The following is a 12,417-nucleotide window of genomic DNA, read 5'->3' on the forward strand; positions in this document are numbered from 1 at the left end:
AGCTGTAGCCTTTTGGCTGTCCGGTCATCAGGATGACTTGAAATATTCGGGAAAGCGCTCCTTGAGTATCGGGAGGTTGGCAATGCTGAGCTGCATATGCTCCTTCATGATTTGTTCGGCATGGTCCGCATTCTTCTGCTTCACAGCGAGAAAAATCTCCCGGTGCTGCTCATAGAGAAGCTCCCAATGAGGCTCGGTCCAAAGCCATAGGACACGGGTACGGTTGAGATGGGCATTCATTTGCTGAATGACATTCCATGTGCCGTTCTTGCGGCAGCCCTCAAACAGGATGCGGTGAAAGGCCTCGTCCAGCTCGAACATTTTCTTGCCGTCATGCTGTTGTGTGGATTCCTGCTGTTGTTCGAGATTGCTTTCCAGGGCTGCAAGATTGTCGGCTGGAAAAGCTTCGCAAGCGAGCCGGATCACAGCCTTCTCCAACTGTTCGCGCATAAACCGGGCTTCTTCAACCATATCCGAGTCAATGAGCGATACTCGCGTTCCACGTTGGGGGAGAACCCATACAAGTCCCTCTTGGGCCAGCCGGACGAAACTTTCGCGGACAGGAGTCCGGCTTACCTGAAAGTTTAATGAAGTTTCTTTCTCGGACAGGGTGGTGCCGGGCGCAAGCTCCAGGCTGACAATCTGCTGTTTGAGCTGCTGATATACGGCGCTACCAGCCGAGCCTGACTGTTGAAACATGCTTTCATCCATCTTGGTCACCTCCTTAGTTCCATACTACCATACAAGTATGGTAGATCGTAACTGTATGCGTCAACAATAATATTTGGAGAATCGAGATTTAAAGAGAACGGAAGTTCACAGATCGTTGATTTTCGTTATGACTGTAATCACACGAATCGAGCCGGGATTTTCTTATACTGGGTCTGTAAATAGAAATAACATTCTGCGCATCCAACCACTATTTGGAGGTCCTTGATATGAATTCATTCACATTACAAACGCAAGTGTCCGATATCGTAACGGCTGTACCACAAACGGCAGATTTATTCCGTGCACTGCGCATTGATTTTTGCTGCGGTGGAAAGGTTCCTCTGGAGGAAGCGGCGTATAAAAGAAAGCTGGACCCTGCGGTGGTTCTTGAAGAGATAAAGACCCTGGAGACGAAGATGGCGGACTACCAGGAGAGTCGTCCCGGTGAGCTGACTGAACCAGAGCTGATTGAATATATTCAGCACAAGCATCATGCTTTTCTGCGAGAAGAGCTGCCAGCGTTGACACCATATGTGACGAAGCTGGCTCGTGTTCATGGCGAACATCATCCTGAGCTGCTGCGAGTGCAGGCGATTTTTGCGGATTTGAGCAAAGAGCTGCTGGAGCATACTGAGGATGAGGATCTGAATGTATTCCCGCTTATTTTGAAATTTGTTACCAATCCGAGTCTCCAAGCCGCAGAGGAACTTAAGCCGCATGTGTCCGAGCTGGAACAGGAGCATGAGCAGGCAGGTGACTTGTTGAAGGAGCTGCGGGAAATAACCAGTGATTTTGCTCCTCCCGTCGATGCCTGCGGTACGTACCGGCTCGTTTACCAGCGGCTGGCGATGCTTGAAAAGGATACCTTCGAGCATATCCATCTGGAGAACAACGTGCTGTTCGAACGCATGCGTGCAGTGGTGTAGTTCATAAGGATACATGCGGTCATTACAGCCCTTTCTTCACAAGGTGAAGAAGGGGCTTTTTTGTAACGATTTTTAAGATACACCTTTGTAACTGTACCTCCGAACCCTGAATCCATCCCCGTAACATGCGCAAAAGCAGCAGTCTCCACCGGGATTTTTTACCATCTTGCCAGACCGCGAAGCAATCATATTCCTTCCAGCACCTCTACCCCCATCAACCAAGGGAATTCTCGAAGGGATATAGGAGTTTCCCTAATAGGAACCGTAAGAGGCGGCGCTCATAATAAAGTTATACGAATGGACGACACCTTGATTCCCCAATCATGGTCATATACACAGAAGGAGTTGAAGCGTCCTATGAAACGAAAGTCGGGACTGAAGTTCTTCAAAAAATTAGAAAGCTACTCAGACAACTGGTCTGTTCTCGAGGAAAAAAGCCGGGAGTGGGAGGATATGTACCGCAAGCGCTGGTCACATGATAAGGTCGTGCGTACGACGCATGGCGTTAACTGTACAGGCTCCTGCAGCTGGAAGGTGTTCGTGAAAAATGGGATCATCACTTGGGAAAATCAGCAGATCGATTACCCATCTTGCGGACCTGATATGCCGGAATTTGAACCGCGCGGATGTCCGCGGGGTGCCTCGTTCTCCTGGTATGAATACAGTCCGCTGCGTGTGAAGTATCCTTATATGCGCGGCCGTTTATGGCGTATGTGGAATGAGGCATTAAGCCAGCACAGCGATCCGATTGCAGCATGGGCCAGCATAGTCGAAGACCCGGAGAAATCCAAATCCTATAAACAAGCGCGGGGTAAAGGCGGTCATGTACGTGTGTCCTGGCAGGATGCCACAAAGCTGATCTCCGCCCAGTTAATATATACGATTCGCAAATATGGTCCTGACCGGATTGCCGGCTTTACACCTATTCCTGCCATGTCGATGATCAGCTATGCCTCGGGGGCCAGATTCATCTCCCTGCTTGGAGGCGAGATGCTGAGCTTTTACGACTGGTATGCGGATTTGCCGCCTGCATCTCCACAGATCTGGGGGGAGCAGACGGATGTTCCGGAATCAAGCGATTGGTACAATGCCGGTTATCTGATCATGTGGGGCTCCAATGTACCTTTAACCCGGACACCGGATGCACACTTCATGACCGAAGTGCGTTACAAAGGCACCAAGGTGGTGTCGGTCGCGCCGGACTATGCAGAGAACGTCAAGTTTGCCGACAACTGGCTGGCTCCGAATCCCGGAACAGACGCGGCGATTGCCCAGGCGATGACGCATGTCATTTTGAATGAATTCTATCATGAGCGTCAGGAGCCGATGTTCCTGAATTACGCTAAACAATATACGGATATGCCTTTCCTCATACTACTGGATGAGCATGAGGGTGGTTATAAGGCAGGTCGCTTTCTGCGGGCGAGTGATCTCGGAGATACTTCACAGCATGCCGAGTGGAAGCCGGTGATTATCGATGAAGTGACGAGTGAAATCATGGTCCCGAATGGTACGATGGGCCAACGCTGGGAGCAGGATAAGAAATGGAATCTGATCCTTGAACGTGAAGACGGCTCCGTTATTGCTCCGGCACTGTCCGTGGAGCCTCAGGGGGCGCAGTGGCATGACATTAGTTTTCCTTTCTTTGATAACAATGCGAATGGAACCTTTGAACGCAAAATTCCTGCGAAAAAGATTCAACTCTCCGACGGAACGGAGCGTTTAGCGGCCACCGTCTACGATCTGATGCTGAGCCAGTATGGAATCGCTCGAATTGGAAGTGAGCTTGAAGCCGCCGGATACGATGATGCGAATTCATTCTACACACCTGCCTGGCAGGAAAACATAACCGGAGTTAAAGCATCGGTCGTGGTTCAGATCGCCCGGGAGTTTGCGCAAAATTCGCTGGATACCGGAGGACGCTCCATGATCATCATGGGTGCCGGGATTAACCACTGGTTCAACAGCGATACGATCTACCGCTCCATTCTGAATCTGGTTATCCTGACCGCATCACAAGGGGTGAACGGCGGAGGTTGGGCGCATTATGTGGGACAGGAAAAATGCCGTCCGATCGAAGGCTGGTCTACGGTTGCTTTTGCGAAGGACTGGCAGGGACCGCCGCGCCAGCAGAACGCGACTTCGTTCTTCTACTTTGCGACGGATCAGTGGAAATACGAAGAAATGGGTGCCGATTCCCTGAAATCGCCTACGGGTGGGGATATCCGTTACCAGCATCCGGCTGATTATAACGTGCTTGCTGCAAGGCTTGGTTGGCTTCCATCTTATCCGCAGTTTAACAAGAACAGCCTGACATTCGCAGAGGAAGCAGCGCAGCAGGGGAAAACAACCAACGAAGAAATCGTGAAGCATACGCTGGAACAAATCATCTCAGGGGATACACAATTTGCGGCTGAAGATCCGGATGCGCCGGAGAACTTCCCGCGGTCGCTGTTTGTATGGCGTTCGAATCTGATCTCGAGCTCCGCCAAAGGGCAGGAGTACTTTATGAAGCATCTTCTTGGAGCGTCGGATGGTCTTCTCTCCACACCGAATGAAGATGAGAAGCCTGAGGAGATGGTCTGGCGCGACGATGTGGAAGGTAAGCTGGATCTGCTCGTAGCCCTTGATTTCCGGATGACATCGACTCCGATGTATGCGGATGTGGTTCTTCCGGCAGCAACCTGGTACGAAAAAACGGATTTATCTTCAACGGATATGCATCCTTTCGTGCATCCATTTAATCCGGCAGTGGATCCGCTCTGGGAATCACGCTCAGACTGGGATATCTACAGAACGATTGCCCAGAGCTTCTCGGAAATGGCTAAAACACATCTGCCTGGAGTGTACAAAGATCTTGTGACCACGCCGCTGACCCATGACTCTATTAACGAGATTGCCCAGCCTTACGGAGAAGTAAAGGATTGGCGCAAGGGCGAGATTGAAGCCGTTCCTGGTAAAACAATGCCCAACCTGACGGTGGTGGAGCGGGACTACACGAAAATCTACGACAAATTCGTTACGCTCGGTCCGAACTTGGCTACAGGTAAAGTGGGGGCGCATGGCGTCAGCTTCTCGGTTGCCGAGGAGTATGAAGAGCTAAAACGCATGAACGGCACCTATTATGATGACACGATCAAAAATGGGCTGCCTAAGCTTCATACCGCTAGGAATGCGGCAGATGCCATTTTGAATATATCCTCGGCCACGAATGGTAAAGTATCGCAGCGCGCATGGGAATCTGCGGAGCAGGATACTGGGGTTGCATTGAAGGACATCTCTGCAGACCGCGCAGCTGAGCGCATTACATTTCAAAGCATTACGGCTCAGCCGCGTGAAGTCATTCCAACGCCGGTGTTCAGCGGATCGAACAAAATGGGAAGACGGTATTCACCGTTCACGACGAATATTGAGCGCCTGGTGCCTTTCCGTACGCTGACCGGCAGACAGCATTTTTATATCGATCATGAAATATTCCTGCAGTTCGGGGAAGCTCTTCCGGTATATAAACCAACGCTTCCGCCAATGGTGTTCGGCCCGCGCGACAAGCAGATTACCGGGGGCAAGGATACGCTTGTGCTCCGTTACCTGACGCCGCATGGCAAGTGGAACATCCACAGCACCTACCAGGATAATCTGCACATGCTGACGTTGTTCCGCGGTGGTCCGACTGTATGGCTGAACAATGATGACGCGGCGGCGAATGATATTCAGGACAACGACTGGCTGGAAGTATACAACCGCAATGGCGTTGTTACCGCCCGGGCTGTTGTCAGTCACCGGATGCCTAAAGGGACGATGTATATGTACCATGCTCAAGATAAGCATATCAATGTTCCGGGCTCCGAGATCACGAAGGATCGCGGCGGCAGCCATAATGCGCCGACGAGAATACATGTAAAACCGACCCAGATGGTCGGAGGATATGCTCAGCTTAGTTATGGGTTTAACTACTATGGACCGATCGGAAATCAGCGGGATGTGTACGTGGCTGTCCGCAAAATGAAAGAGGTGGATTGGCTTGAAGATTAAAGCACAAGTCGCCATGGTCATGAATCTGGATAAATGCATTGGCTGCCACACCTGCAGTGTGACCTGCAAGAGCACCTGGACGAACCGTCCGGGGGCCGAATATATGTGGTTCAATAACGTAGAAACGAAACCGGGTATCGGCTATCCCGTCCGGTGGGAGGATCAGGAGAAGTACAAGGGAGGCTGGATGCTGAAAAAGGGTAAGCTGCAGCTGAAATCAGGCAGCAGGCTGTCCAAAATCGCGCTTGGCAAAATCTTTTACAATCCTGATATGCCTGAAATGAAAGATTACTATGAGCCATGGACATATAACTATGAACATCTGACGAATTCCGGCGAGAAAAAGCATCAGCCGGTCGCCCGTCCGCATTCTGCCGTGACCGGAGATAAGATGAATCTGGAATGGGGCCCGAACTGGGAAGATGATCTGGCTGGCGCGCATGTGACCGGACCCAAGGATCCTAATATAGAGAAGATTGAAGAAGAAATTCAGTTTAACTTCGAACAGGCATTCATGATGTATCTGCCCCGCCTGTGCGAGCACTGCCTGAATCCTAGCTGCGTCGCATCCTGTCCTTCCGGAGCCATGTATAAGCGGGATGAGGACGGCATCGTACTGGTGGACCAGGAGGCTTGCCGCGGCTGGCGGTATTGCATGACGGGCTGCCCTTACAAAAAGGTATATTTCAACTGGAAAACGAACAAGGCCGAGAAATGCACCTTCTGTTTCCCGAGAATTGAGGCAGGACTGCCAACGGTATGTTCAGAAACCTGCACGGGCCGCATCCGGTATTTGGGCGTTATGCTGTATGATGCTGACCGGGTGCAGGAAGCGGCATCCACACCGGATGAAAAGGATTTGTATCAGGCGCAGTGCAGCCTGTTCCTGGATCCTAATGATCCAGCGGTTATTGAACAGGCCCGCAAGGACGGTCTGACGGAAGAATGGATTGAGGCAGCTCAAAATTCGCCGGTATATAAACTGGCCATCGAATACAAGCTTGCCTTCCCGCTCCATCCCGAATACCGGACTTTGCCCATGGTATGGTATGTTCCGCCGCTCAGTCCGATCATGAATTACTTTGAGGGCCGGGATTCAATCGAGAACCCGGACATGATTTTCCCGGCTATTGAAGAGATGCGTACACCGATTCAGTACTTGGCGAATCTGCTGACGGCAGGTGATACCGTTACCGTGAAGGAAGCCCTGCAAAAAATGGCCATGATGCGCTCATACATGCGTGCCGAGTCAACAGGTTCAGAATTTGATGAGTCGCGGCTCGCGCGGGTCGGTCTGACCACCCATCAAATGAAACAGATGTACCGGCTTCTCGCGATTGCGAAATACGACGACCGGTTTAAGGTCCCTACTTCACATAAAGAAAGCCATATGGATGTTTACCGTTCCCAAGGCTCGGAAGGCTTCGGGTCAAGCTGCAGCGGCTGTGGGCCGGCAAGCCCGCAGGGCAAGAGCGGCAAAGAACTGTATGAAGAAAACTTCTATGGGGGGATCTGGCGTGATTAATTTCGGAAAGCTGCATGAATATAAAGATGTGTTCGGATTTTTTGCCCAGATGCTCACCTATCCGGAAAAGCTGGATTTTCATCCGTCAGTCATGGAGGAGTCTCTGGACTCCTCCCATCCTGCCTATGCATCGGTTCGAACCTACTGGGATCTCACGCATGAATACAGCATGGAACAAATTGAGGAGTTGTATGTTCAGACCTTTGATTTTCAGAAAAAGTCTACTTTATATATGACATATTCTAAATTCGAAGAGGGCAGGGAACGTGGGCAGATGCTTGCCAGACTTAAGGAGACGTATCAGCTGTTCGGCCTGGATATCATGAGCTCGGAGCTCTCTGATTACCTGCCCCTCATGTGTGAATTTTTGTATGCTGCTCAGTGGCAGGGACATGAGAAAGAAGCAGCGGAAAGCCTGGAATTGATGATTGCGGTCATGGAGGACGGAACCTATCATCTTCTGAAAGCTTTAGAGAAGTTTAATAGCCCTTATTTTCATCTCATTCAAGGTCTCCGCGAGACGTTCAAAGCATGCATCATTCAGGAGGCTGCCGCGCATGAGCATGATTGATCAGTTTCTGTGGGTCATCTTTCCCTACGTATGTGTTGCAGTCTTCATAGTCGGCCATATATACCGCTACCGCACAGATCAATTCAACTGGACGGCAAAGTCCAGCGAGTTTATTGAGAAAAAGAAGCTTAAGCTGGGCAGCCTGATGTTCCATCTGGGCATCATACCGGTCATCGGCGGTCACGTGGCAGGCCTTGGCATTCCCGAATCCTGGATGGAGGCGGTAGGGGTCAGTGACCATATGTATCACATCGGGGCGGTATATATCGGAAGTGCCTTCGGTTTCTTAACGCTGGCGGGTATGATTTTGCTCACCTCCCGTAGATTTACGATTAAAAATGTCCGCCAGCTCAGCACCGCATCCGATATGATTGTCAATGTTCTGCTGCTGTTTATTGTATTCATGGGGATGTATAGCACGCTGGTTTCCAATGCGATTCAGCCGGATTTCAATTACCGGGAAAGCATTTCAGTCTGGTTCCGGGATCTGTTTATTTTACGGCCGGATGCTTCACTGATGGAAAATGTACCTTTGTCTTTTAAAATTCATATGCTTGCGGGTTTTGGTATTTTCGCACTGTGGCCGTTTACCCGCCTGGTGCATGTGTGGAGCGTTCCGTTGAATTATGCAGGCAGAAGATATATCCTGTATAGAAAGCACCGCAAATATGAATCGTAGATGAGAGAAGGCGAAGAGCCTTCTTTTCTACGTCAGAGGAGTTATCGCTATGATGAATCAGCCGATCTTTCATTACCAAGAGGAAATTGACGGGCTCCGGGATCGGTTTCAATTCGACTTCGTGTCCATGGCATTGGTGCAGCCGGCTGAGGACCGATTCGTATTAACCTGGCAGTTTGCTTCTGGAAATATCAATGATCGTTACAAGCGCATTGTTCTCCATTCCGGCAAAGGAATCGCGGGGATTGTATTTAAGACGGGTAAGCCGATGCTTATTCAAAATGTGAATACGGATATTGAATCGCGGGATTTGTTTAATTACCCCATCATTGTTGCGGAGCAGCTAAAAAGCCTTGGAGCTGTGCCGCTGTGGGATGGTACTCGTGTTATGGGAGTTTTGCTCGTGGGATACCGCGCGGAAAATCGGTTGAATAAAGCTTCCTTTGACATATTTCAAGAAGGGCTCGGAACAGCCTTTGGGGCTTTTTGCGCCAAGGAGGTGTCGCAGCCTTGATTCAAATGACAGATGAGCATTTAAGCGAGCTGCTTAGAAAAATGTATGTAAACAGCATGGAAGCGATTTTTTTTATTGATGAAAAGGGCAGCGTAGTCGCCATGAATCCGGCGGCAGAAAGCATTCTCGACATCGAAGTGATCGAGCGGATGCATGCCGGCGTGGATGATTCCTTTTGCCAAACCTGTAAGGGCTATACGGATGAAAAGGATCAAATGGCCTGCTCCAAATGTTATTTGGACTATCCGAAGGGGGACTTTTCCTCGTTTCAGGTTTATCTCAAGACTCGCGGCGAAGGGGTTGTTCCTTATGCAGCCAGCTATCATACCATTGATGAGGACCGGGGCATTCGGGTGTTAATGCTTTTGGATTTGACGAAGCAGCAGAAGACGCAGGAGATGCTTCAGCGCTCGAATTTACTTAAATATGTTATAAAAGCGCAGGAGGATGAGCGAAAACGAATATCCCGGGAGCTTCATGACAGTGTGGCCCAGGAGCTGCTCAGCTCGCTTGTTGACCTGCGCGTCGTTAAGTATATGAATGTAGAAGAAGACGTAATGAGGAAGCTGCAGCAGACCGAGGTCTCCTTGACCCGGCTGCTTGATGATATCCGTCATTTGTCGGTTGAGCTTCGGCCATCCTCATTGGATGATTTGGGACTTGAGGCTGCGTTTCGCTCACATTTTAAATGGATCGGGAAAAACTACGGGCTCCTGGTGAATTTCTCCGCGGAGCTGTCGGCAGCCAGATATGGCAGCGAGATCGAAACCGTGGTATACCGCGTGTGCCAGGAAGCCGTGCTGAATGCGCTGAAGTATGCGGGCACGGATGAGGTACATGTCCGGTTATGCGAAGAGAACGGCAGTCTTCAGCTGACCGTCAAGGATGACGGGGCCGGTTTTAACATGAATTACAGCGAAGCCAAAGGCACCGGTCTCGGCCTATACGGAATGCGTGAGCGCGCCGAGCTTGTCGACGGCCAGTTTATGCTGAATTCCGCTCCCGGCGAAGGAACAACGGTGGAGCTCCGCATTCCATTATCACAGGATAACAAGAGGGAGGCCGATGTACGATGAAAATTGTCATAGCAGATGATCATGCGGTGGTCCGAAGCGGCTTCTCCATGATCCTGAACTATCAGGAGGATATGGAGGTCGTCGCGACGGCGGCTGACGGCATTGAGGCTTACACGATGGTGGCGAAGCATCAACCCGATGTGCTGCTGATGGATCTCAGTATGCCTCCTGGCGAAAGCGGCCTGATTGCCACCGGTAAGATCAGCAGTGATTTTCCGGGAACAAAAATACTGATTTTAACGATGTATGACGATGATGATTACCTGTTTCATGTGCTTAAAAACGGGGCTTCCGGTTATGTGCTCAAAAATGCGCCCGATGAAGAGCTGGTCTCGGCCATCCGCATGGTACATAAGGGAGGTACCTATATCCATCCACAGATGGCGACTTCGCTTGTAAGGGAATTTATCAAAAAGGACAGCGAGAGCGCGGACAATGATCCGTTTAACAGCTTGTCCAAACGTGAGGTTGAGATCCTGCCCTTGATTGCCAAGGGCTATGGCAACAAGGAAATCGCGGAAAAGCTGTTCGTATCGGTTAAGACGGTGGAGGCTCACAAGGCCAAGATCATGGAAAAGCTGAATCTGAAGAGCCGGCCGGAGCTGGTTGAATACGCGCTAAAGAAAAAACTGCTGGATTTCTAGTATCCCTTAAGGGATAGGAGAGGTCCCTGCTGCTTGATATAGGGAAGTTCCCTGACGAGGTTCAGGGAACTTCCCTATTATCTTTGTGAATGCAGGCACTTACAATAGGAGATGGGGATCAACAAAACTGCCATTCATTACGTTCAGAAAAGGTGATTGGAATGATCAAAAAAATGCAGCTGCCGCTGCAGACAATGAATTTGGTGCTTGGCTTTATGGTATGGGTCATCATCTCCGCGCTGCTGCCGTTTATTCGGGAGGACATCTCCATCCCGGCGGACCGGCTCGCGATCCTGACGGCGATTCCGGTAGTACTGGGCTCGGTTCTGCGTTTGCCGCTAGGGTATTACGCCAACGTGGTTGGCGCACGAATTGTTTTCATAGCCAGCTTTATACTGCTGCTGTTTCCGGTATATTTTATCAGCACGGCTTCATCCTTTACGTCTCTCGTGATCGGAGGCTTGTTCCTCGGAGTCGGGGGCGCCGTGTTCTCCGTTGGTGTGACTTCGCTTCCTAAATATTATTCAAAAGAAAAGCTGGGGCTAGTGAACGGGATTTACGGGATGGGCAATGTCGGTACGGCAATCACTACGTTCGCTGCACCTGTTATTGCTACCCAAATCGGATGGTCCAGAACCGTTCAGTTATATTTGATTCTGCTGCTTATTTTCGCCGTATTGAACGTATTCATGGGAGACCGCAAAGAAACGAAGGTCAAGACGCCTCTGATGGAACAAATCAAGGGAGTCTATAAAAATGAAAAACTGTGGTTTTTCTCTCTGTTCTATTTCATCACGTTCGGTTCATTTGTAGCCTTTACGGTGTATCTGCCAAACTTTTTGGTGACGAATTTTGAGCTGGCAAAGGTTGACGCGGGCATGCGGACCGCAGGCTTTATCGTGGTCGCCACCTTTTTGCGCCCGGTTGGCGGCTGGCTTGCGGATAAATTCAAACCGCTGTTCTTGTTAATGGGGGTATTTATCGGTCTCACAATTGCAGCCATTCTACTAGCCTTTTCACCATCTATTGGCTTGTACACAGTCGGATGCTTAACCATCGCGGTTTGCGCCGGTCTTGGAAACGGGATCATCTTCAAGCTCGTGCCTTTCTATTTCAACAAACAAGCCGGCATTACGAACGGTATTGTGTCCATGATGGGCGGACTGGGAGGATTCTTCCCGCCGCTGATGCTCTCCTTTATCCACTCGGTTACCGGCCAGTATTCCATTGGATTTATGGCATTATCGCAGGTAGCGCTTGCCAGTCTGGTTATCGTTGTGTGGATGTATTTTCAGGATAAATTAGCGGTATCCTCCGAGGTATTTAACTCTACCGGTCAAGGGATTCTGGTCACAGACCTGAAAGGAAGAATTAATGCCGTCAATCCTGCCTTCACAAAGCTTACGGGATATACGGAGGAAGAAGTGATCGGCAAAAATCCGAGTGTACTGAAATCCGGCCGTCAATCCACTGATTTCTACAACATCATGTGGGCTGAAATCAAAGAGCAGGGAAGCTGGCAGGGGGAAATTTGGAACCGCAGAAAGAATGGCGAGGAATATTTAGAGCTATTAACCATTAATGCGGTAAAAGATGAATCAGGTGACATTATTCAGTACGTGGGCACCTTTAGCGATATCACCTTTAATCCGCCCGGCAGTCATTTGGGCGTAGGAAACAAGAAGCTCATGAGCACTCCACAGCTGCGGGGTTAGAAGCGGGCAGAGGAGCACCAAGAA

General features: G+C 50.1%; 10 protein-coding genes. 9 read left to right on the plus strand and 1 reads right to left on the minus strand.

All coding sequences use genetic code 11. The features are described from left to right. Positions 1 to 27 precede the first annotated feature (27 nt). Positions 28 to 711: a GntR family transcriptional regulator gene (locus E6W40_RS00160; RefSeq protein WP_136603621.1), complete on the minus strand. Its 684-nt coding sequence runs from the start codon at positions 709 to 711 to the stop codon at positions 28 to 30. 227 nt (positions 712 to 938) lie between these two features. On the opposite strand from E6W40_RS00160, the gene ric reads away from it, so the two are divergent. The 9 genes from ric (at position 939) to E6W40_RS00205 (ending at position 12,393) form a co-directional block, all read left to right on the plus strand. Next, on the plus strand, positions 939 to 1,637 hold the full coding sequence (gene ric / locus E6W40_RS00165) for an iron-sulfur cluster repair di-iron protein (RefSeq protein WP_136603622.1): 699 nt from the start codon (positions 939 to 941) through the stop codon (positions 1,635 to 1,637). Positions 1,638 to 1,994: 357 nt separating this feature from the next. Then, positions 1,995 to 5,669 carry a nitrate reductase subunit alpha gene (locus E6W40_RS00170; RefSeq protein WP_136603623.1) on the plus strand — a complete coding sequence of 1,225 codons (3,675 nt, stop codon included), beginning with the start codon at positions 1,995 to 1,997 and terminating at the stop codon, positions 5,667 to 5,669. Further along, positions 5,659 to 7,194, plus strand: coding sequence for a nitrate reductase subunit beta (narH, locus tag E6W40_RS00175; RefSeq protein ID WP_136603624.1), 1,536 nt, complete (start codon positions 5,659 to 5,661; stop codon positions 7,192 to 7,194). The genes E6W40_RS00170 and narH overlap by 11 nt, the downstream gene beginning before the upstream one ends. Continuing rightward, the gene (gene narJ, locus E6W40_RS00180) at positions 7,187 to 7,765 is read left to right on the plus strand and encodes a nitrate reductase molybdenum cofactor assembly chaperone (RefSeq protein WP_136603625.1); all 579 of its coding nucleotides are present in this window, start codon (positions 7,187 to 7,189) and stop codon (positions 7,763 to 7,765) included. The genes narH and narJ overlap by 8 nt, the downstream gene beginning before the upstream one ends. Further along, positions 7,752 to 8,444, plus strand: coding sequence for a respiratory nitrate reductase subunit gamma (narI, locus tag E6W40_RS00185; RefSeq protein ID WP_136603626.1), 693 nt, complete (start codon positions 7,752 to 7,754; stop codon positions 8,442 to 8,444). Before narJ ends, narI begins: the two co-directional genes overlap by 14 nt. A 49-nt stretch (positions 8,445 to 8,493) precedes the next feature. Then, positions 8,494 to 8,958 carry a GAF domain-containing protein gene (locus tag E6W40_RS00190; RefSeq protein WP_136603627.1) on the plus strand — a complete coding sequence of 155 codons (465 nt, stop codon included), beginning with the start codon at positions 8,494 to 8,496 and terminating at the stop codon, positions 8,956 to 8,958. Next, a complete protein-coding gene (locus E6W40_RS00195; protein WP_136603628.1) occupies positions 8,955 to 10,034 on the plus strand; it encodes a sensor histidine kinase in 1,080 nt (359 codons plus the stop codon). The genes E6W40_RS00190 and E6W40_RS00195 overlap by 4 nt, the downstream gene beginning before the upstream one ends. Then, positions 10,031 to 10,678 carry a response regulator transcription factor gene (locus E6W40_RS00200; protein ID WP_136603629.1) on the plus strand — a complete coding sequence of 216 codons (648 nt, stop codon included), beginning with the start codon at positions 10,031 to 10,033 and terminating at the stop codon, positions 10,676 to 10,678. The genes E6W40_RS00195 and E6W40_RS00200 overlap by 4 nt, the downstream gene beginning before the upstream one ends. 161 nt (positions 10,679 to 10,839) lie before the next feature. Further along, on the plus strand, positions 10,840 to 12,393 hold the full coding sequence (locus E6W40_RS00205; RefSeq protein WP_136603630.1) for a nitrate/nitrite transporter: 1,554 nt from the start codon (positions 10,840 to 10,842) through the stop codon (positions 12,391 to 12,393). The last annotated feature ends 24 nt before the right edge of the window (positions 12,394 to 12,417 follow it).

The organism is Paenibacillus dokdonensis (assembly GCF_004916975.1).
Lineage (GTDB): Bacteria > Bacillota > Bacilli > Paenibacillales > Paenibacillaceae > Paenibacillus_AQ > Paenibacillus_AQ dokdonensis.